Origin of the sequence: Anoxybacillus suryakundensis, from assembly GCF_001418025.1 — a bacterium.
Classification (GTDB): domain Bacteria; phylum Bacillota; class Bacilli; order Bacillales; family Anoxybacillaceae; genus Anoxybacillus; species Anoxybacillus tengchongensis.
Map to the genome: position 1 here is coordinate 104,868 of NZ_LIOK01000003.1, position 20,265 is coordinate 125,132.

20 protein-coding genes are annotated in these 20,265 nt (G+C 43.8%); 13 read left to right on the forward strand and 7 right to left on the reverse strand.

Going from position 1 to position 20,265, the window contains the following annotated elements:
* Positions 1 to 49: 49 nt before the first annotated feature.
* Genes ASC42_RS02950 through ASC42_RS02960 form a run of 3 tightly spaced genes read right to left on the reverse strand, consistent with a single transcriptional unit; the run spans position 50 to position 724 of the window.
* Positions 50 to 262 (reverse strand): spore germination protein GerPB, encoded by a 213-nt coding sequence (locus ASC42_RS02950; RefSeq protein WP_055440483.1) that lies wholly within the window; start codon positions 260 to 262, stop codon positions 50 to 52.
* Positions 263 to 274: 12 nt separating this feature from the next.
* Positions 275 to 496, reverse strand: coding sequence for a spore germination protein (locus ASC42_RS02955; RefSeq protein ID WP_055440484.1), 222 nt, complete (start codon positions 494 to 496; stop codon positions 275 to 277).
* A 3-nt stretch (positions 497 to 499) separates the two neighbouring features.
* Positions 500 to 724 (reverse strand): spore germination protein, encoded by a 225-nt coding sequence (locus ASC42_RS02960; protein WP_009361956.1) that lies wholly within the window; start codon positions 722 to 724, stop codon positions 500 to 502.
* Positions 725 to 865: 141 nt separating this feature from the next.
* On the opposite strand from ASC42_RS02960, the gene ASC42_RS02965 reads away from it, so the two are divergent.
* Complete coding sequence (locus ASC42_RS02965; RefSeq protein ID WP_055440485.1) at positions 866 to 2,458, forward strand: long-chain-fatty-acid--CoA ligase; 1,593 nt, start codon at positions 866 to 868, stop codon at positions 2,456 to 2,458.
* A 71-nt stretch (positions 2,459 to 2,529) separates the two neighbouring features.
* The gene (locus tag ASC42_RS02970) at positions 2,530 to 3,639 is read left to right on the forward strand and encodes a DUF418 domain-containing protein (RefSeq protein WP_055440486.1); all 1,110 of its coding nucleotides are present in this window, start codon (positions 2,530 to 2,532) and stop codon (positions 3,637 to 3,639) included.
* 5 nt (positions 3,640 to 3,644) lie between these two features.
* Here the strand turns inward: ASC42_RS02970 and ASC42_RS02975 are convergent, their stop codons facing one another.
* Positions 3,645 to 3,824, reverse strand: coding sequence for an aspartyl-phosphate phosphatase Spo0E family protein (locus ASC42_RS02975; protein WP_035046237.1), 180 nt, complete (start codon positions 3,822 to 3,824; stop codon positions 3,645 to 3,647).
* A 186-nt stretch (positions 3,825 to 4,010) separates the two neighbouring features.
* Between ASC42_RS02975 and ASC42_RS02980 the strand changes: the two genes are divergently transcribed.
* Positions 4,011 to 4,874: a fumarylacetoacetate hydrolase family protein gene (locus ASC42_RS02980; protein WP_055440487.1), complete on the forward strand. Its 864-nt coding sequence runs from the start codon at positions 4,011 to 4,013 to the stop codon at positions 4,872 to 4,874.
* A 22-nt stretch (positions 4,875 to 4,896) separates the two neighbouring features.
* Here the strand turns inward: ASC42_RS02980 and ASC42_RS02985 are convergent, their stop codons facing one another.
* On the reverse strand, positions 4,897 to 6,087 hold the full coding sequence (locus ASC42_RS02985) for an ornithine--oxo-acid transaminase (RefSeq protein ID WP_055440488.1): 1,191 nt from the start codon (positions 6,085 to 6,087) through the stop codon (positions 4,897 to 4,899).
* A gap of 151 nt (positions 6,088 to 6,238) precedes the next feature.
* Here ASC42_RS02985 and ASC42_RS02990 point away from each other — a divergent pair, with 151 nt between their 5' ends.
* Together ASC42_RS02990 and ASC42_RS02995 are read left to right on the forward strand one after the other, a co-directional pair.
* The gene (locus ASC42_RS02990; RefSeq protein WP_055440489.1) at positions 6,239 to 6,595 is read left to right on the forward strand and encodes a YisL family protein; all 357 of its coding nucleotides are present in this window, start codon (positions 6,239 to 6,241) and stop codon (positions 6,593 to 6,595) included.
* Positions 6,596 to 6,711: 116 nt separating this feature from the next.
* Positions 6,712 to 8,658: an EAL domain-containing protein gene (locus ASC42_RS02995; protein WP_055440490.1), complete on the forward strand. Its 1,947-nt coding sequence runs from the start codon at positions 6,712 to 6,714 to the stop codon at positions 8,656 to 8,658.
* Here ASC42_RS02995 and ASC42_RS03000 read toward each other — a convergent pair.
* Entirely contained in the window at positions 8,652 to 9,173 is a 522-nt protein-coding gene (locus tag ASC42_RS03000) for a DUF2777 family protein (RefSeq protein WP_055440491.1), read from the reverse strand. The two genes, ASC42_RS02995 and ASC42_RS03000, sit on opposite strands and share 7 nt — an antisense overlap.
* Positions 9,174 to 9,298: 125 nt before the next feature.
* On the opposite strand from ASC42_RS03000, the gene asnB reads away from it, so the two are divergent.
* The 8 genes from asnB to ASC42_RS03040 all read left to right on the forward strand — a co-directional run bounded on the left by asnB (position 9,299) and on the right by ASC42_RS03040 (position 18,924).
* The gene (asnB, locus tag ASC42_RS03005; protein WP_055440580.1) at positions 9,299 to 11,149 is read left to right on the forward strand and encodes an asparagine synthase (glutamine-hydrolyzing); all 1,851 of its coding nucleotides are present in this window, start codon (positions 9,299 to 9,301) and stop codon (positions 11,147 to 11,149) included.
* 81 nt (positions 11,150 to 11,230) lie between these two features.
* On the forward strand, positions 11,231 to 12,751 hold the full coding sequence (locus tag ASC42_RS03010) for a phytoene desaturase family protein (protein ID WP_072242651.1): 1,521 nt from the start codon (positions 11,231 to 11,233) through the stop codon (positions 12,749 to 12,751).
* Entirely contained in the window at positions 12,751 to 14,175 is a 1,425-nt protein-coding gene (locus tag ASC42_RS03015) for a phytoene desaturase family protein (protein WP_055440492.1), read from the forward strand. Before ASC42_RS03010 ends, ASC42_RS03015 begins: the two co-directional genes overlap by 1 nt.
* Complete coding sequence (locus tag ASC42_RS03020; RefSeq protein ID WP_082435671.1) at positions 14,175 to 15,026, forward strand: phytoene/squalene synthase family protein; 852 nt, start codon at positions 14,175 to 14,177, stop codon at positions 15,024 to 15,026. The genes ASC42_RS03015 and ASC42_RS03020 overlap by 1 nt, the downstream gene beginning before the upstream one ends.
* Entirely contained in the window at positions 15,013 to 15,741 is a 729-nt protein-coding gene (locus tag ASC42_RS03025; RefSeq protein WP_055440494.1) for a carotenoid biosynthesis protein, read from the forward strand. Before ASC42_RS03020 ends, ASC42_RS03025 begins: the two co-directional genes overlap by 14 nt.
* On the forward strand, positions 15,738 to 16,403 hold the full coding sequence (locus tag ASC42_RS03030; RefSeq protein WP_055440495.1) for a lysophospholipid acyltransferase family protein: 666 nt from the start codon (positions 15,738 to 15,740) through the stop codon (positions 16,401 to 16,403). The genes ASC42_RS03025 and ASC42_RS03030 overlap by 4 nt, the downstream gene beginning before the upstream one ends.
* On the forward strand, positions 16,400 to 17,482 hold the full coding sequence (locus ASC42_RS03035; protein WP_055440496.1) for a glycosyltransferase family 2 protein: 1,083 nt from the start codon (positions 16,400 to 16,402) through the stop codon (positions 17,480 to 17,482). The genes ASC42_RS03030 and ASC42_RS03035 overlap by 4 nt, the downstream gene beginning before the upstream one ends.
* On the forward strand, positions 17,458 to 18,924 hold the full coding sequence (locus ASC42_RS03040) for a phytoene desaturase family protein (protein WP_082435673.1): 1,467 nt from the start codon (positions 17,458 to 17,460) through the stop codon (positions 18,922 to 18,924). The genes ASC42_RS03035 and ASC42_RS03040 overlap by 25 nt, the downstream gene beginning before the upstream one ends.
* Here the strand turns inward: ASC42_RS03040 and ASC42_RS03045 are convergent.
* A complete protein-coding gene (locus ASC42_RS03045) occupies positions 18,902 to 20,245 on the reverse strand; it encodes an MATE family efflux transporter (protein ID WP_425339065.1) in 1,344 nt (447 codons plus the stop codon). The two genes, ASC42_RS03040 and ASC42_RS03045, sit on opposite strands and share 23 nt — an antisense overlap.
* Between the last annotated feature and the right edge of the window lie 20 nt (positions 20,246 to 20,265).

The window sequence follows — 20,265 nt, forward strand, 5'->3', positions numbered from 1 at the left end:
ACCCTTTTACTTTCTAATGTATGGCCGAGCAGGAAGAAGTAGCACAGTTTTATACAGGGGATTGGAGTGGAACGAACGTTCCTTCTTCTCCTTGAATATTAATTTTTGATTCCGGAGCAGGTTGTGTAAATTGCCCGGTATTGCTTAATGTGGCGAGCGGTTGTACTTTGCCGGTTGTTCCGATTTGAAGAACGGATGAGTTCGTGAGCGAGCCGATTTTTAATTGATGAATTGAAATCGTTTGTTGAATGTAAAAGTTCATCTTCCCACCTCACTAGGCGTTTCCAACGATATTGCTATCAGCAATATCGCGGTCGTTTGTATTTGTGTTGCTATATTGATTGTAAATACGGAGACCGTCTCCCGTATTAAATGAGCCAGCGCCAGCAAACGTTTTAGCAACGCTATACGGAGAGATAGCAAATACATCGCCGATATGAAACACACCGCCACTTCCGATGCTGTTAATTTGTACCGCTCCAACAATGGCTGGCATCGGCTATCCCTTACTTTTTACGTTGCCATCGGCGATGTCTGGATCGATCGTATTTGTAAAGCTAATAAACGTATTCGTTTGTAAAAAGTCCCCTGTATTTCCACCGCCAGCACCTGCAAGCGACTTCGATGAACTTTTTGGAGCGATTTGCAACGTATCGCCGAAATTGACGGTCGCATCGCTACTGACGTTCGTGATTTTAATTGGACCCGCAATATAGGAAGGCATGGCCATCGTCCTCTCTCTCATTCTTTCCCTTACCCGATTATATGAAAACAATGAAAGAAATGTGCTCGATAAAAAGAAAGATGTGCTATAATATTTCTGAAAAATGATAATTTTTAGACATAAAAATAAGGGGGATTGGGGATGAATGTTCCATTAGTATTAACTCATTTTTTAGATCGCGCCGTATCGCTTTATGGTGAGAAAGTTGGCGTCATTAGTGAGGGAAAATCGCTCACCTATCGTGAACTCAATGAGCGCGTCAATCAATTGTCGCACGGGTTACGCGATTTAGGGGTGAAAAAAGGGGATCGTGTCGCTTATTTAGCGCCAAATACGTTAGAAATGCTCGAAGGATTTTACGGTGTATTTCAAACAGGAGCGATCATGGTACCGCTCAATATTCGCTTAAAACCAGATGATTACGTATTTATTTTAAACCATAGCGAAAGTAAAGTGTTGTTCGTTGATTATGAGTTGTATCATTTGATTGCACCAATTAAAGATGAGCTACAAACGATTGAGCATATTATTGTGCATGGGAAAACGGACGACATTTATGAAATCGCTTACGATACATGGCTTGTCCAATATACGAAGGAGCCGTTTGAGCGCCCGGATATCGATGAAAACGACGTATGTAGTTTGCTATATACGAGCGGAACGACGGGAAATCCAAAAGGGGTGATGCTCACACATCGCAACAACTATTTGCACGCATTAAGCACGATGCACCATTTGCGTGTTTCAGACTGCGATGTGTATTTGCACATTTTGCCGATGTTCCACGTAAACGGATGGGGAGCACCATTTTACTATACAGCAAACGGAGCCACGCACGTTTGCTTGCGTAAGGCTATTCCTGAAGTGATTTTTGAATACGTCAATAAATATAAAGTGACCGTCATGCACATGGCGCCAACGGTATTAAATACGTTGCTACAATATTATGAGCAACATGTGCCAATGATCGAGCATGATGTGCGTGTCGTTATTGCAGGTTCTGCTCCCCCACCAGCATTTGTGACGCGCGTGGAAAAAGAATTAGGTTGGGAGTTTATTCAAGTGTACGGGATGACGGAATCATCACCGTTAAGTACTGTATCAACAATTCGCTCGCATCTCAGTCATTTACCGTTAAGTGAACAATATCGAATGAAAGCGAAAGCAGGTTATGCGATGATTGGCTGTGAAGTGAAAGTCGTCAATGAGCATGGTGAACAAGTGCCGCGCGATGGAAAAACGATCGGAGAGGTCATTGTGCGCAGTAACGGTGTGATGGCAGGCTATTGGAAAAACCAAGAAGCAACGATGGAGACGATTCGCAACGGTTGGCTGCATACAGGAGATATGGCGACGATTGATGAATACGGAAACATCGACATCGTCGATCGGAAAAAAGATATTATTATTAGCGGTGGAGAAAACATTTCATCGATTGAAGTGGAAGGGGTGTTGTACGAGCATCCAGCTGTACTTGAAGCGGCCGTCATCGCTGTTCCGCATGAAAAATGGGGCGAAACTCCGCATGCATTCGTCGTCGTCCGTCCGGGAAAAGAAGTGACAGAACAGGAGCTCGTTGCCTTTTCACGTGAAAAACTTGCCCATTTTAAAGCGATTACCGGTGTGACATTCGTTCAAGAATTACCAAAAACCGCATCAGGAAAAATTCAAAAAGTACATTTACGCAACGAATATTGGCAATCAATAGGGAAGACAGGAAGGTATGTGAACTAACGGGGAAGAGCCGTTGTCGATTGACAGACGGCTCTTTTTTCTTTACGCTGAAATGGAAAAGGAGGGAAAAGATGCGTATTTCAATCATTGATGCAGTGCGTGGTTTAGCGTTATTTGGCATTTTGCTTGTGAACGTTCTTGATTTTTCGCTTCCTACGATGTATGTCGATGCTACGGTGTTTGCGAAAGATGGAGTTGATCTTTTCCTGCTTGCATTTGTAGATATATTTGCGCAAGCGAGCTTTTATCCGCTTTTTTCGTTGTTGTTCGGCTGGGGAGCATGGATCATGCTCGATAAGGGGGGCGAGCGGTTTCAAGTGACTTTTTTGCGCCGATTGCTAGCGTTGTTGTTATTTGGTATGATTCATGCGTTTTTCATTTGGCATGGCGATATTTTAATCGGGTATACGATCGTTGGTTTGTTTCTTTTTCCGTTTTTTCAAGCGAGCGCAAAAACGTTGCGCAACTGGGCGCTTTCGCTTTGGAGCAGTTGGGCTTTCGGTTCCACCGTACTCATGTGGCTGATGTGGAAAATGAGCGGTGATGTCGATTTTTCCCAACCGACGTTGGCGCAACAAGCGATAGCAAACTATCAACAAGGCACGTGGGAACAAATTTTTGTGCAACGGCTAGATGACTGGTTGTACGTCAATTCATTGACACAAGCATTTATTTTTATGTTAACGATTTTACCATTTTTTTTATTTGGTGCATATATCGCAAAAGAAAAGTGGTTTCATGATGTCAATCGACATCGCGCAACGATCCGAAAATGGTGCATCGGCTCGTTTATTATTGGCATGGTTTTCAAGTGGCTTCCGTATGTCGAAAAAAATATCGTAACCGAGTATGCCCAAGATATGATCGGAGGTCCTGCGCTCGCTCTGTTTTATTTGACCGCGTTTTCGTTTGTGACAGAGAAAGTGATTCGTTTTTTTGCGCCCGTCGGAAAAATGGCGTTCACAAACTATTTGATGCAATCCGTCGTTTGCACGACCATTTTTTATTCATATGGCTTCGGCTTATATGGGAAAGTAACGCCAAAACAAGCGCTCACTATCGCACTCGTTGTATATGTCATGCAAATATGTTGGAGTCATTGGTGGCTGAAAAAACATACGATCGGCCCGCTGGAACGCGTATGGCGATGGATGACGTATGGAAAAAAGAAAACGACATGAGTCGATCATGTCGTACACGGCTTGTCTTCTTTTTCTTTATGAAAAAGCACGGCTTCTTTCAAATGCTTATTTAACAATTCGTCAAGCTCTTGGCTGCATTGGATCGTTTCCTTCGCAGAAAAACCGTACATTTGCGCCAATTCAATTAATTGTCGTCTTTTCTTTTCGATGAGGGAAAGAGACATAAGATTCACCAACATTTTTCATTTTCGTCAACAGTCTGTAAACGACTGTATGTATAAACTATTATACATATTCTGAAGAAAAAGGAAATAGTATAATGTGCTGAAAAATAATTTTTTTACAAAGGAGTTTAGTTATAAAAAAGAGAACATAATGATGTTCGATCATACGAAAAAGGGGTTGAGGAAATGAAATTTGTTACAGCGCACGCCGGATCGGATGTGTTTGTAGGGGTTGTTCATGGGAAGAAAGTCGTTCATTTATCGAAAGCAGATGAAACGATACCGCATACGATGATCGAATGCATCGAACTTGGTGAATCGTTTATTGAAAAAGTGCAACGTGTGCTTGAACGTGTGCGACCAGAGTGGACGTATGAGCTTCGTGATGTTCAATTGCTTGCGCCGATTCCACGCCCGACAAAAAATATTTTTTGTATCGGAAAAAATTATGCCGATCATGCACAAGAAATGGGTGGCGAAGCAGATCGTGAAAATATCATTGTATTTTCGAAAGCGCCAACGGCAGTGATCGGGCATGAAGCAACAATTTTACGCCATGCGGATGTAACCGATCAATTAGATTATGAAGGGGAGCTTGCGATTGTGATTGGAAAAAAAGGAAAAGCGATCCCGAAAGAACAGGCGCTCGATTACGTATTTGGTTATACGATTGTAAACGATGTGACGGCGCGCGATTTACAAGAACGACATAAACAATATTTACTTGGCAAAAGCTTAGATACGTCATGTCCGATGGGGCCATGGATCGTTCATCGTTCGGCAATTGCTGAGCCACATGCGTTACATATTGAAACGAAAGTAAATGGTGAAGTGAGACAATCGGCAACGACAGCGCAATTTATTTTCGATATTCCAACAATCATTGCGACGTTGTCGAAAGGGATGACGTTAGAGCCAGGGGATGTGATTGCGACAGGAACGCCAGCTGGTGTTGGAAAAGGAATGAATCCGCCGCGCTTTTTACAGTCGGGGGATGTGATTGAAATTACAATTGAGCAAATTGGAACGTTACGAAATGTAGTCAAATAAAAAGCTGGGATGCCCCAGCTTTTTACTGTTCAAATACTTTTTTCACTTTTTCAATCGCCCAGTCGAGCTCTTCTTTTGTAATGACGAGCGGAGGGGCAAAGCGAATAACCGTATCGTGCGTTTCTTTACATAATAGCCCTTCTTGTTGCAGTTTTTCACAATATGGACGCGCTGGGACGTGTAATTCAACGCCGATAAACAACCCTCTGCCGCGCACTTCTTTAATGTCTGGATGGTTGATTTCGCGCAATTTTTCTTGGAAATATTGACCGAGCTCAAATGAACGCTCTGGTAATTTTTCCTCGATGATGACATCAAGCGCAGCGATCGAAACGGCGCAAGCGAGCGGATTGCCACCGAATGTCGATCCGTGCGAGCCTGGATTGAATACGCCAAGAATGTCGCGATTTGCGGCTACGCATGAAATTGGGAATACGCCACCACCGAGCGCCTTACCGAGAATGTACATATCTGGTTCAATTTCTTCCCAATCGCATGCAAACATTTTACCAGAACGACCAAGCCCGGATTGAATTTCGTCGGCAATGTATAACACGTTATGTTGTTTACATACGTCATATGCGGCTTTTAAAAACCCTTCTTTCGGAATGTTAATGCCTGCTTCCCCTTGAATAGGCTCAAAAATAAATGCAGCTGTATTTGGAGTAATCACTTGTTTAAGTGCTTCGACATCACCGAACGGAATGACTTTAATGCCCGGAAGCATCGGACCGAATCCACGTTTATATTCTGGGTTTGATGACATCGACACCGCTGTCATCGTCCGACCGTGGAAGTTATCTTCACAAACGATAATTTCCGCTTGATCGGCAGGAACGCCCTTGACGTCATATGCCCAGCGACGCGCTGCTTTGACGGCTGTTTCGACCGCCTCGGCACCTGTGTTCATCGGTAAAACCATCTCTTTTTTTGTTAATTTTGCCACTTTTTCATACCATGGACCGAGCTGGTCGTTATGGAATGCGCGCGATGTTAATGTAATTTTATTAGCTTGTTCAATAAGCGCTTGTACGATGCGCGGATGGCGATGTCCTTGATTGACCGCTGAGTAAGCGCTTAACATATCCATATAACGATTCCCTTCTGGATCTTCTACCCATACACCTTCGCCTTTCGATAAGACAACTGGAAGTGGATGATAGTTATTTGCTCCGTATTTTTCTGTTAGTTCGATAATTTGTGCTGTTTTCACGTCAATCCCTCCTATTGCAATAGTCACATATATAACATACTTGAAGTGAATACAGAAAGTAAATAGAAAAGGCGAGCGTTTTCTTTTTCAATTCATATATAGACATGCTATGATAAGCATATATGAATTGGAGAAAGAAAGGAGCTTAGTTATGACACATGCACATATTACAACGTGGGTCGTTGCGCTTATTTTATTTGTCGTTGCGATCTTTTTTCAAGCGAAAGGACATGAAAAAACAAAGATGGTACACATGTTGTTGCGCTTATTTTACGTGTTAATCATTGCGACAGGCGCGTGGATTTTACATAGCATGTCCTCATTTCCGTTTCTGTATATCGTCAAAGTGATCGTCGGTTTATGGGTTATTGCTACAATGGAAATGATTCTCGTTCGGACAGCAAAAGGGAAAAATACGAACGTTCTTTGGCTTCAGTTTCTTGTTGCGTTCGTCGTTGTGCTCTATCTTGGCTTTAAATTGCCGTTTGGTTTTTCATTTTTTTCGTAAAGTTGGCATATTCGCCAACTTTTTTCTTTTTCTATCATATGGAAATGTGCTATAATACAAATTGATTAATAATTGAAAAAATATTATAAAGAGAAAGAAAGAGTGGGAAAAAGGGGATGAAATTATTTCAAACAGTTTGCAACACGTTTGCGGATTGGGAACGGTGGGTAAGTGACTATCGTTTATATGAGTATGACCAACTAACGATTTTCGTTTCTTCGCTTTCTCCTTCGTTTCGCATGCAAGTCGAACAATACGTGCAACATCATTTACCCCAAGCAAAGTTGTTTCCGATGATTGGGGATGCATCGGAAATAGCAGTCATCTGTGCCCTCGTTTTTGACGAATGTCGAGCGGATGTAGACGAAATGCGTCAAAAAATGAAACTATCTGAACAATATTACCGCTCCTTATTTGAACATAATCCAGACATCGTATATTCCACTGATTTAGAAGGCAATTTCACAAGTGTCAATCCCGCATTTGAACGAGTGTTCGGGTATAAAGCAGACGAAATTTTGCATACAAACTCGCTCGATTACATTAAAAAAGAAGACATTCCCCGCGTGCGTCGCTATTTTTATCGCGCGTTAAAAGGAAAAGTACAACAATACAATTTAGAAATTCCGACGAAATCAGGAGAGGTATATTTATTCCAAATTAAAAATGTCCCGATTATCGTTGACGGAAACAAGGTTGGCATTTACGGCATCGGGCGTGACATTACTGAACAAAAGCGCGCGGAAGAACATATCAAATATATCGCATATCACGATATAGACACAGGGTTGCCGAATCGGCTGCAATTTACAAATATCGTGAAAAACGCCATCGACAAAGCGAAAGAAACAGGCGATACGCTTGCGGTTTTATTTATTGATATGGATCGCTTTAAAATGGTGAACGATACGATTGGTCATTACGGAGGAGATGAAATATTAAAGCAAATGGCGGAGCGAATAAAAAACATATTGCCATCTGGCGCGCATTTCGGTCGTTTTGGGGGAGATAAGTTTAGCTTATTGTTGACAAAACAAACGGATGTGCAAACGGTCGTCGAATGGACGAAAACATTGCTCCAACATATTGCTTTACCGATTGTATACGAAGAAAAAGAGTTTTTTTTAACTGCAAGCGTCGGTGTCAGTTTTTATCCAACAGATGGTGTAGATGCGCAGTCGCTATTAAAAAATGCAGATACAGCGGTCAATCGAGCGAAACAAAACGGCGGCAACAATGTGAAATTGTACGCGACAAAAATGAATGAACAAGTCATGCATCGCGTCGAGTTGGAACGATATTTACGAAAAGCGCTCGACAAAAATGAATGTTTTCTCGTTTATCAACCGCTTCTCGATTTAATGTCTGGGAAAATTATTGGGAGCGAAGCGTTGTTACGTTGGAAACATCCGAAAATCGGTCTTGTTTCTCCACTTGAGTTTATTCCGATTGCGGAAGAAATTGGTTTCATCCATGACCTCGGGCGCTGGGTGTTAACAGAAGCGTGCATGCAAACGAAAAAATGGCACGATCTCGGCTTTCGTTCGTTAATAATTTCAGTCAACGTATCCGCTTCGCAATTTCAACATCCGACATTTTTTGAAGACGTCCAACAAGCGCTCAAACAATCGCAACTGCCTGCGCATTGTTTACATTTAGAATTAACGGAAAGTTCGATGTTGCGCAATATGTATTACAGCATCCACGTCATGAAAAAACTGCAACAGCTTGGCGTACACGTGTCGATTGATGATTTTGGCACAGGCTATTCATCGCTTAGTTACTTAAAAGATTTGCCGATTAACACGTTAAAAATTGACCGATCGTTTATTTATCAGCTTCATAAAGATCGCTCGGATATTGCGATCGTCAAATCGATTATTACGATGGGGCACGGTTTGCGCTTAAAAGTTGTCGCAGAAGGTGTTGAAACGGCGGAACAAATGAAATTGTTGAAACGATTAAAATGTCATTATGCGCAAGGATACGCCATTTTTAAACCACTTCTGGCCGAACAGTTTGAACAACAAGTGCTGCAAGGAAGCGAATCCACCATTCAATGATCGAGTTGTACGCCAATCATTTTTTTTCCTGTTTGCAACGTCAGTTCGAAACGATGTTGCTTCCCGTCAAAATAATGTTGGACGTTACACATGTCGAGCGAGTTGTCGAACATTAAAAAATTCACCCCTTTTTCAGCAAATAACATATAGTTATAACAATACAAACAGTCATATACCGAAAAATTCCATTCATTAATTAAATGAATGAAATGGAAAAACGCGTGATCGGGTAGCTGAGCAAGCCATTGTTCGTATGCGTGCGACAACGGTTTCATGTAGCGAAGACGATCACCGTTTTTTAATGTATAACGTTCCGACATATATATGTCTCCATGTTCTCCGAGCCATCCTTTCACCCATTGACCGAAGCGAAACAATTCCACTTCTTCAGGCAAACTGATGAACTCATGCGCTTCATCATCTTCATCAAAAAACACCCATTCGCCATTTACTTGTTCAACAACACCATAGATGTAAGCACGTTTTTGTGTGCGCAATGTTGTAAGGCGATCCATTCGTTTCCCTCCTTTTTGTGTCAATTCCCTCCGTACGCCATTATAGACAACTCATCATTTATATAAACGATGCATAAAATAAAAGCATGCTTCATACTTGTTCACAACAGAAGGGAATGATTGACGTGTGCGGAATTACCGGATGGGTTCATTTTGGACGTCGTTTACATCAAGAGAAAGAAACGGTGCTCAAGATGGCCAATACGCTCTCTTTCCGAGGGCCGGATGATACGAACGTTTGGGTTGATGACCATGTTGCATTTGGACATAAGCGGCTTGTCGTTGTCGATCCAACAGGTGGCGTTCAGCCGATGACGCGAACGAAAAACGGCTATGCTTATACGATTTGTTATAATGGCGAACTGTATAATACGGAAGATATTCGCAATCAGTTATTGAAAAAAGGATATACGTTTCAAGGGCATTCGGATACAGAAGTGTTGCTTACCGCATATATGGAATGGCGCGAACAATGCGTCGACTATCTAAATGGTATTTTTGCATTTGCGGTGTGGGATGGTGAACGAAAGCAGCTATTTTTAGCGCGCGATCGTCTAGGTGTCAAACCGCTCTTTTATCGCTACGAACAAGGAGAGTTTTTATTCGCTTCAGAAATTAAAGCCATTTTAGCGCATCCAAACGTTCGAGCAGAAATTGATCGCGAAAGTTTGTGCGAAATTTTAGCGCTTGGCCCGTCACGCACCCCGGGGCATGGCGTCTTTCGAACGATTTATGAACTGCGGCCGGCCCATGCGATGATCGTTGCTGAGCGTGACGTGCATCAATGGCGCTATTGGAACGTAAAAAGCAGGCCACATGTGCATTCATTTGATGAGACGGTCGAGCATATTCGAACATTGCTCATTGATGCGATTACACGTCAACTTGTGTCAGATGTTCCGGTGTGTACGTTTTTGTCAGGTGGCGTCGACTCAAGCGCCATTACAGCGATTGCGGCGCAGGCGTTTGAACGAGAAGGAAAAGGACCGCTTCATACGTATTCGATTGATTACGAAGAAAACGAACAATATTTTACAGCCAACGCCTTTCAGCCGAACAGCGACGGGCCGTGGATTAAGCAAATGACCGATGCGTTTCAAACCGTTCATCATACGTGTGTCATTTCGCAACAACAGTTGGCTGATGAATTGCAAGCGGCGGTGATCGCTCGCGATTTACCGGGGATGGCGGATATTGATTCATCGCTTCTCTGGTTTTGTCGTCAGATTAAGCAACAGTTTGTCGTTAGTTTGTCGGGTGAATGTGCCGACGAAATTTTCGGAGGCTACCCGTGGTTTCATAGAAAAGAAGACTTCGAGCGTGACGGATTTCCGTGGATGCGGTCGTTAAATGAACGGTTCGATCTTTTACATGAAACGTGGCGCGAAAAACTGCCGCTTCATGAGTATGCGCATATGCGTTATAAAGAAACGCTTCGTGAAGTTCCTCACGCAGACGGAGAAAGCGCGGAAGAAGCGCGCCGCCGCGAATTGTTTTATTTAAATATGGTTTGGTTTATGACGACACTGTTAGATCGAAAAGACCGAATGAGCATGGCGGCAAGTTTAGAAGTGCGCGTGCCGTTTGCCGATCATCGTCTCGTGGAGTATGTATGGAACATTCCGTGGGAGATGAAAATGCATAACAATCGTGAAAAAGGTATTTTGCGTAAGGCATTGGAGGGGATTTTGCCAAATGACATTTTGTATCGGAAAAAAAGTCCGTATCCAAAAACGCATCATCCGCGTTATACCGACATCGTTGCTGAACGGTTAGGGACGATTTTAACAAATCGTTCATCGGTTTTGTACGAATTGTTTGATGAAAAGAAGTTAAAACAATTAGTTGAGACAAAAGGAAACTCGTTTCGCATCCCATGGTTTGGTCAACTCATGTCTGGTCCGCAACTTTTAGCGTATTTCATTCAATTTCACGAATGGTTTGAGCATTACAACATTCATTTAAAAGACAGCTAAAAACGGCTGTCTTTTTTCTTTCTTGTTTCTTTATTATTTTGTATAATATTTGTATAACTTTTGTTTAATGGAGTGAATCACGTGAAAAAAATTGTTGTCGTTGGGGCGGGACCTGGTGGGCTTGCGGCGGCGATGTTGCTTGCCGCGAAAGGATATGACGTTTCCGTATTCGAAAAACAATCGTACGTAGGCGGGCGAAATGGACGATTCGAGCTTGGACCGTATCGCTTTGACATCGGTCCGACGTTTTTAAGCATGCCTCATATTATTGAAGAACTATTTACAGCCGCAGGAAGAAACATACATGACTACGTGAAACTAGTTGAATTACATCCGATGTATGAACTTATTTTTCCTGATGTAAAGTTAGCGATGACGATGGATCGGCAGCGAATGAAAGAACAAATTGCTGCGCTATTTCCAGGGGACGAAGATGGTTATGAGCGGTTTATGAATGAAAACGAGCGGAAGTTGCAGGCGCTTGCCCCCATTTTGCAAAGTAAAATGGACAGATTATACCATTATTTGCGACCGACAGTGTTAAAAGCATTGCCGCAATTGACGTTATCGCAGTCGCTATACGACATATTAAGCCGATATTTTCATGATGAGCGCCTTCGTTTAGCATTTACGTTTCAAGCGAAATATTTAGGGATGTCCCCTTGGGAATGTCCAGGTGCATTTTCCATTTTATCTTATATGGAACATGCGTACGGTATTTATCACGTCATCGGTGGATTAAATGAAATTCCAAAAGCGATGGCGCGCATCGTTGAAGAATATGGGGGGCGCGTATATGTCAACACAGGAGTAAAAAAGCTTTGGCTTGATGGTCGTACGGTGAGAGGCGTCATATTAGAAAACGGTGAAAAAGTGGTGGCTGATGAAGTCATTATGAATGCTGATTTTGCTTATGCGATGACAAATCTCGTTGATGATGGGGTATTAAACAAATATCGCAAAGAAAAATTGCAACAAAAGAAATATTCATGTTCAACGTTTATGATGTATGTCGGGATAAACAAGCCGGTGGATCTTGCCCATCATACGATTATATTTGCGGATGATTATAAGCGAAATGTCGATGAAATTACGAAAGAAAAAACGATTCCGCACGATCCATCGATTTACGTACAAAATGCGATCGTCACAGATGAGACAGTAGCACCAAAAGGAAAAAGTGCGCTTTACATTTTAGCCCCTGTACCGAACAATACGAGCGGGATTGATTGGGAAAAAGAGAAAGAACCGTTTCGTGAAAAACTATGGGATACGCTCGCGAAAAAGTTAGGATGGGGACGTATGGAACAACATGTTGAATATGAAAAAATCATTACCCCACATGATTGGGAACATGACATGTTCGTTTACGAAGGGGCGACATTTAACTTAGGGCATCAGTTGTCGCAGATGATGGTGTTTCGTCCACATAACGAATTTGAAGAGTTAGAGCATTGCTGGCTTGTCGGTGGCGGGACGCATCCGGGAAGCGGTTTGCCGACGATTTTTGAATCGGCTCGCATTACCGCAAACGGCATATTGCATGCTCATCGTCAACCGCTTATTCCCGTTGGCGCTTTGCCGAAACGGAGGGAAGCGTGATGAACATCGCCGTTGTCGGTGGCGGAATTGGTGGAATGATGACGGCGTTATGGCTAGCGAAACGCGGCGCGCATGTGACGATCTTTGAACAAAACGATCGACTTGGTGGACGGCTTTCGTTTATTGAGCGAGACGGGTTTCGCATCGATGCTGGTCCAACGATTGTATTATTGCCAGAGAAGCTGCGCACGTTTCTTTCCGATGTTGGGATAACGGAAGATGAATACGAGCTTGTTCGCTGCGATCCGATGTATACGATTCATTTTTCAGACGGCGTATCGTATACAAAGTACGCGGATGTAGAAAGACAAAAACAAGAAATTGCTCGCCTGTTTCCTGGAGAAGAAAAAGGATTTCAACGTTTTATGAATGAGATGAGGGAATATTTTGCAAAAGGCGATGAGCTCATTTTAACGAAGTCATTTATAAAGAAACAAACGTTTTTCACGAAAGAAACGATGGCGCTTTTTTCGCGCATGCGCGCCTATCAATCTGTGAAAACGAACATGGCCCGTTATTTTCACGATGAACGGTTGCAGCTTGCTTATTCGTTACAAACGTTATATATTGGCGGCAATCCGTATGCAACGCCATCGCTTTACTCGCTCGTTTCGTTTAGCGAGCATGCGCACGGCGTGTATTACGTAAAAGGTGGCTACGCAAGTCTCGTTTCTTTACTTACAAGAAAGCTAGAAGAAGCGGGTGTCACCGTCCGACTGCAAACGAAAATCGAGCGGTATGAAGTGAACGGATCGACTGTTGAGGCGCTTTATGTGAAAGGAGAAAAGTATCGTTTTGATGCATTTGTTATGAATACCGATGAGCCGACGATGATGACGAAAAAAAGAAGATGGATCCCATCATCGAGCTGTGTACTGCTTTATATGGGGGTTCGGAAAACGTACGATGCACCAATTCATCAATTTTTTTTACCCCATGATTTTCAACAACATATGGGCGATGTATTTGATCGCAAAGTCGTTCCACAAGATCCGTCATTTTATACGTTTTATCCGTCAGCGGTCGATCGTTCGCTCGCACCTGAAGGAAAAAGTGTGTTGTATGTGTTAATTCCTGTACCAGCTGGACGGCATATCGATTGGACGAAACAAGATCGTTGGATCGCCCGCATCGTCGATGAAGTAGAAAAACGGGCGTTTCCGAATGTCAAACAGGCGATCGAGTGGATGCACGTGCGTACGCCGCTTGATGCGCACAGAGAAGGATTGTATGATGGCGGCATGTTTGGGATCGCACCGACGTTATTTCAATCCGGCCCATTTCGCCCACAAGTGAAGTCGACACGTTACGAAAACGTATATGGCGTTGGTGCGTCGATTCATCCCGGTGGCGGGGTGCCGGTTGTCATGCAAGGGGCAAAGTTATGTGCACAACAAATATCTCGTGATTGGAGTGGAGAATGATGAATATCAGGCAAGCGTATGCGCAATGTGAAGCGGTGACGGCACATCATTCGAAAACGTTTTATCGGGCATTTTCCGTTTTACCGTTACATGATCGTAATGCCATTTGGGCGATTTACGCATTTTGTCGTCGCGTCGATGATATTGTTGATGAAGGAACACAGCCACATCAACAACTACGACAGTTTGAAAAACAATGGGAATCGTTTTTAGGGGGATATACAGAAAATGACTTTATGTGGGTAGCGCTTCGCGACGTATTTTCCCGCTATGATATGGACGCTGAACCGTTTTCGCATATGATTGAAGGACAAAAAATGGATTTGACTGTTCATCGTTATGATACGTTTTCCCAGTTGTTGCGTTATTGTTATTGTGTCGCAAGCACCGTTGGCTTAATGTTATTGCCGATTTTAGCCCCGCATCGTCGCGAGCAGTTAAAAGAAAGCGCCATCGCGCTTGGAGAAGCGATGCAACTGACGAACATTTTGCGCGACGTCGGAGAAGATATAGCGCGTGGTCGTATTTATTTACCGCGTGAATGGATGAGCGTGTATGGAGTAAGTGAACAAGATATCGCTTTTGGTCGGGTGACGAACGCATTTATTGATTTATGGGAACATATTGCACAAAAGGCAGAAGAGAAATATACGTATGCCGAAGCGGCATTTTCGCTTTATCCGCTTTCAGCACGTTTTGCCGTACGGGGAGCGACATTGATGTACAAAAGCATTTTACACGTTGTTCGTGAGCAACAATATGACGTATTTGCGAAGCGGGCGTTTGTGTCGGAAGAACGAAAAAAAGCGTTGCTCCAACAAATTGGGGGCGAAAACGTTGAAGTGGGGTGAGCGCTTATACCGCCTTTTTCTCATTTGGTATGGATGCGGACTTGTACTCGTCGGTTTTCATCTTCTACCGCCGTGGTTAGAATGGGCGAACGTTGTTTTTTTAATGCTTGCGGGAATGATTGGTGCATTATTTTTAATTGAAAGGTACGGTCAACGGGGGATCATCGCAACAATTGCGATCTTCATTGGTACGATGGCGGTCGAGTATGTTGGGGCGACGTATAGTTTCATTTTTGGCTCATATGATTATACGAATCAATTTGGTCTGACCATATTTGGTGTTCCAATAGCGATTGGGTTCGCTTGGCTTGCCGTGATCGGTTGTACGCATGCGCTCGCGTTACGTTTCGTTCCGCCAATGAGACCTATTGTTGCTTCCGTTGTTGGCGCATCTTTGGCGGTTGTATTAGATTTAGTGATTGACCCGGTCGCATATGTTGCGAAACAATATTGGCTTTGGGAAGGAACGAGCATATATTATAACGTTCCGCTTCAAAATTTTGCTGGGTGGTTTGTTGTTGCGTTTGTCATTCATCTTTTATTGTTCGTTCTTCCTGGGCGCAAGGCAAGTTCAGAAAGGAGAGCCATTGTCCTGTTTTTCCTTCTTGACGCGATGTTTTTATTTCTTGCTTTACTAGAACAATTGTACGTTGCTTTTTTGCTTGGGTTATCGCTTGCGACGTTTATTTTTTGGAAATGGAGACGGTCGGCATGATTAAAGCGAAAAAAAGTCGTTCGTTTGAATGGATGTTTTCCCTTTACAACACATGGTTGTTGCGCACGTCGTTTCATCGGCTACATGTGCGTGGACGCATCGTGCGAACACCTGCGTTATATGTCGCGAATCATAGTTCATGGTGGGATGGGCTAATCGCCTTTCAATTGAGCCGTTTTCTGTTTCAACAAAATAGTTATGCGATGATGAGTGAAGAAGGGTTAAAACAATATCCGTTTTTTCGTAAGCTTGGCGGTTTTTCGATTGATCGGACGAAACGAAAAGAAATAATGAAGTCGCTTGACTACGCCGTTTCGTTATTGTGCGATGGAAAAAGTGTTTGGATGTTTCCACAAGGGGAAGAACAACATATTGAAAAACGTCCACTTCATTTTTTTACAGGGGCCATATATGTAGCGGAACGAGCGAACGTGCCGATCATACCGCTTGCGTTTTACCATAGTTTTCGTCACCATCGTAAGCCGGAATGGTTTATTCATATTGGCGAGCCGTTATGGGCGGCTCATATGGTGGGAAGCGATCGGAAGGAAAAAACGGCTGAACTCGAACGCATTTGCACCGCACAACTAGATGAAGTGAAGAGGTTGGTTGTGAGCGAACAGCTTCAATCGTTTACACGTTGGAACGGAGGGGCGTTATGATCGGGGTGTGGGTAAGTTTTTTCATTTGGACCGTTTTTAACGCTTTGTTTCTTATTTCGCTTCCGAAACGTCCACAAATCGTCGCTCGCCCGCTTGTCAGTGTCCTCGTTCCTCTTCGCAATGAAGAGCGGAATGTCGTGCGCCTCGTTCGTTCGTTAAAGCAGTTGACGTATGAGTCAGTCGAATTTTTGCTTCTTGATGACCAATCGACTGATCGCACGTATGAGTTATTGTTGAAAGAAACGAAAGAAGACGATCGTTTTCAAATATGGCAAGGGAAGCCTCTTCCTAACGGTTGGGTAGGGAAAGTGCATGCGTGTCATCAACTGGCGAAACAGGCGAAAGGGGCGTATTTGTTTTTTATTGATGCGGATGTCGAGTTAAAGCCCGCAGTCATTGAAAAATTGTTGGCGGTCGCAGCCGCGTATGATGCGAAATTAGTGACGGGCTTTCCGTCGTTTCATCCGTCGTCGCTTCCGTTGATCGGCAAATGGCTCGTGCCGTTGCAACATTTTTTTATTTTGTTTCATTTGCCTTTATTTTTAGCAAATTATACGCATATACGTTCGGCGACCGCAGCGCATGGGGCGTGTTTGTTTTTTGAACGCGCGGCGTATGAAGCGATCGGTGGGCATGCGTCTGTAAAAAGTGAGCTTGTTGAAGATGTAATGATTGCCCGCAAAATGAAAGAACATCGGTATCGTGTCATCCTTGCGAACGTAAGCACACATGTTGTTTGTTATATGTATGAAACGAATAAAGAAGTATGGGAAGGTTTTTTAAAAAATGTATATGTCGGGTTAAATCGCTCATCGTTTTTTGTCGTGATGCTCACGATGTTTTACGGACTATTTTACGTCGCACCGCTTGTTGTTGCTCCGTTGTCATTTATGTATGGAGCGGCGTATGCGACGCCACTCATCATCGTTATTGCTCAAAAAGCGTATGTCGAATGGAAGACGGAGCGCTCGATTTCGACGTGTTATTGGATGCCGATAAGTGCAGGAGCGTTTATCGCATTAATGTATGCATCGATGCGCGCGAAACGTTATGAATGGAAAGGGAGGACGTACACGTGAAAAAAGTCGTCATTATTGGCGGTGGGCTCGGTGGGTTGTCTGCCGCTGTGACGCTCGCCCATCGCGGTGTGGATGTGCAGTTATTTGAAAAAAATCGCCATTTTGGCGGGAAGTTAATGCCCGTTCAACTTGGCGACTATTATTTTGATTTTGGGCCGAATACGATTACGATGCCGTTTGTGTTTCGCCACGTCATTGAGCAAACAGGTGAGCGCCTTGAAGATTACATGACGTTTCGGAAATTGGCTGTCCATACGAAAAACGTGTACGAAGACGGCACAACGTTTTTTCTGTCAAGCGATCGCGACTATATGAAAGAGCAGCTTGCGCGTATTGATCGCATCGGGGCGTTGCGATACGACGATTTTATTCGCGAAGTGGAGCGGCTGTATAAACTCGCGAAAACGTACTTTTTTCCGCGCATGTTTCGCTCGTTTGTTGATTATATGTCGCCATCGCTTGCGGTTGCTCTTTTGTCTGCTCGTCCGTTTGAGACGCTTCATTCTTTTTTTAGCCGCTATTTTACAAATGAACATGTCATTCAAGCGTACGACCGTTATGCGACGTATATTGGTTCATCACCGTATATGGCGCCAGCGACGTTTGCGATGATCGCCTATTTAGAAATGGTTGACGGGGTATATTATGTGGAAGGAGGAAACGCCCGAATTGCTCATACGTTTGCGATGCTTGTGAAACGAGCAGGGGCAACGTTACATACGAATCGGGCGGTCAAACGCGTCATTGTAAAAAACGGTACGGTAAAAGGAGTCGAGCTTGAAGATGGGGAAAAGGTGGAAGCGGACGTCGTCATTATGAATGCCGATTTGTTGCGGGCATATCGAGAGCTTGTTGATCCTCACGATCGTTCGTATGAACGAGCTGAGCCGTCCATTTCCGCCTTTGTCATGTTAGTTGGTACAAAACAAACATGGGATGATTTAGCTCATCACAACGTTTTCTTTTCGGCGAATTATAAACAAGAGTTTGAACATCTATTTGCCGGACGGTATAGCGAACATCCGACAATATACGTTTGCGCCCCGCCGTTTACAACCGCTGGCACGTCGTTGTTCGTGCTAGTGAATGCTCCGCCGCTTACGAAAGATGGGCGTATGCAAGTCGATGAACAAGCATATAAGCAGCTCGTGTATGAAAGGCTTCGGGCATATGGGTTGGACATTGTACCAGATGTCGAACAAGTGATCACTCCGCTTCATATTGCGGAACAGTTTGGCGCATATCGCGGGGCGTTATATGGGATGGCGTCCAATCGACGTCGTGATACGTTTTTACGTCCGTCGAACGCATGTCGGCAGGTGAAAGGGTTATATTTTGTTGGAGGGACGACCCACCCAGGAGGCGGGTCGCCGATGGTTGTCATTAGCGGACAAAATGTTGCGAACCATTTGCTTGGTTTTAAGCTGTCGCTTCCTTTTTGACGAACGATTTTGTGCGCCATACGTTTGATTTCCAACGCCAATAGACGAGCAAGCCGCGCAGCCATTCGTCCGCAGTAAAGGCGAGCCAGACGCCGACTAAGCCGAGATCGAACGAAATACCAAGCACGTAAGCAAGCGGAACGCTCACCCCCCACATCGAAGCAATGCCGATATATACGGGAAATTTCACATCGCCGGCCGCGCGCAAGGAGTTAATGATTACAAGGTTAAATGAGCGCCCCGGTTCAAGAAGCATCGTGAGTAAAATGAGCGTCCCGCCTGTTTCAATCATCCGTTTGTTGCTTGTGAAAATGGAAAACAGTTGATCAGAAAAAACGGAAAACAACGCTGCCATCGTAAACGAAATGATGACTGCAAGACGCAAACTTCGTAAGCAACGGGTATACGCTTCATGAAAGCGTTCTGCCCCAACGAGATGACCGATCATGATTTGCGTCCCTTGCCCAATGGCGACGCTAAATAAAAAAATAAACATCATGATGTTTTGTGTGTATACTCTCGTCGTTAACGCCTCAGTGCCGAGCATTGTAATGAAATAGGTGATGGCAAGTTGTGACGTATTGTAAGCGACATGCTCGCCAGCCGATGGGATGCCAATTTTTAATAATTGTTTGATGTAACGAAATGCAAACGCCTCTTTCGATAAAAGCGGGAGAGGGTGCGGGAGACGTTTCATGATGAGCAAAAATCCAATGACAAGCCCGATGATACGGCTAATCGTTGTTGACCAAGCGACCCCTTCAACACCTAAAACCGGTAAGCCAAACGGTCCGAACAACACGAAATAGTTGCCAATGATGTTTAATATGTTCACCCCAATCGTAATATTCATCATATCGCGTGTAAAACCGTAGCTACGTAAAATGGCGCCGAGCGTCATAATGAGCGCTTGCACAAACGAAAAGCCACCAACAATCCATAAATACGCGCGCGCATCAGCCATCAACTCATGTGGAACGTTCATTAGTTGAAGTAAACGATCGCTTCCTGCCCAAAGCGCAACACTTAATATGACGCCAAATAACAAATTCGCCCAAATGGAAGCCGCTCCAATATAGGAAGCTGTTTTTTCATCATTTGCTCCAGCATATTGGGCAATTAAAATGGACGTTCCGGTCGCGATAAAACCAAACATGACAACGACCATAAACAATAGTTGATTCGCAACACCGACAGCCGCCACCGCTTCATCAGCATATTGACTGAGCATAAACGTATCGGCATTGCCCGTCAACATATGAAGCGTCAATTCAATAAAAATGGGCCATGTGAGCGCAAATAAAGAAAGCTTTTTTGCCAAACAAGACAACCCCTTTACGA

What these genes read in the sequence shown, in the direction of transcription:
- ASC42_RS03020 (WP_082435671.1), top strand. Translation starts at nt 14,175, where the DNA reads ATGAATATCAGGCAAGCGTATGCGCAATGTGAAGCGGTGACGGCACAT.
- ASC42_RS03035 (WP_055440496.1), top strand. Translation starts at nt 16,400, where the DNA reads ATGATCGGGGTGTGGGTAAGTTTTTTCATTTGGACCGTTTTTAACGCT.
- ASC42_RS02955 (WP_055440484.1), bottom strand. Translation starts at nt 496, where the DNA reads ATGCCAGCCATTGTTGGAGCGGTACAAATTAACAGCATCGGAAGTGGC.
- ASC42_RS02975 (WP_035046237.1), bottom strand. Translation starts at nt 3,824, where the DNA reads ATGTCTCTTTCCCTCATCGAAAAGAAAAGACGACAATTAATTGAATTG.
- ASC42_RS02965 (WP_055440485.1), top strand. Translation starts at nt 866, where the DNA reads ATGAATGTTCCATTAGTATTAACTCATTTTTTAGATCGCGCCGTATCG.
- ASC42_RS03030 (WP_055440495.1), top strand. Translation starts at nt 15,738, where the DNA reads ATGATTAAAGCGAAAAAAAGTCGTTCGTTTGAATGGATGTTTTCCCTT.
- ASC42_RS02990 (WP_055440489.1), top strand. Translation starts at nt 6,239, where the DNA reads ATGACACATGCACATATTACAACGTGGGTCGTTGCGCTTATTTTATTT.
- ASC42_RS02960 (WP_009361956.1), bottom strand. Translation starts at nt 724, where the DNA reads ATGCCTTCCTATATTGCGGGTCCAATTAAAATCACGAACGTCAGTAGC.
- ASC42_RS03040 (WP_082435673.1), top strand. Translation starts at nt 17,458, where the DNA reads ATGGAAAGGGAGGACGTACACGTGAAAAAAGTCGTCATTATTGGCGGT.
- ASC42_RS02970 (WP_055440486.1), top strand. Translation starts at nt 2,530, where the DNA reads ATGCGTATTTCAATCATTGATGCAGTGCGTGGTTTAGCGTTATTTGGC.
- ASC42_RS02980 (WP_055440487.1), top strand. Translation starts at nt 4,011, where the DNA reads ATGAAATTTGTTACAGCGCACGCCGGATCGGATGTGTTTGTAGGGGTT.
- ASC42_RS03015 (WP_055440492.1), top strand. Translation starts at nt 12,751, where the DNA reads ATGAACATCGCCGTTGTCGGTGGCGGAATTGGTGGAATGATGACGGCG.
- ASC42_RS02995 (WP_055440490.1), top strand. Translation starts at nt 6,712, where the DNA reads ATGAAATTATTTCAAACAGTTTGCAACACGTTTGCGGATTGGGAACGG.
- ASC42_RS02950 (WP_055440483.1), bottom strand. Translation starts at nt 262, where the DNA reads ATGAACTTTTACATTCAACAAACGATTTCAATTCATCAATTAAAAATC.
- ASC42_RS03000 (WP_055440491.1), bottom strand. Translation starts at nt 9,173, where the DNA reads ATGGATCGCCTTACAACATTGCGCACACAAAAACGTGCTTACATCTAT.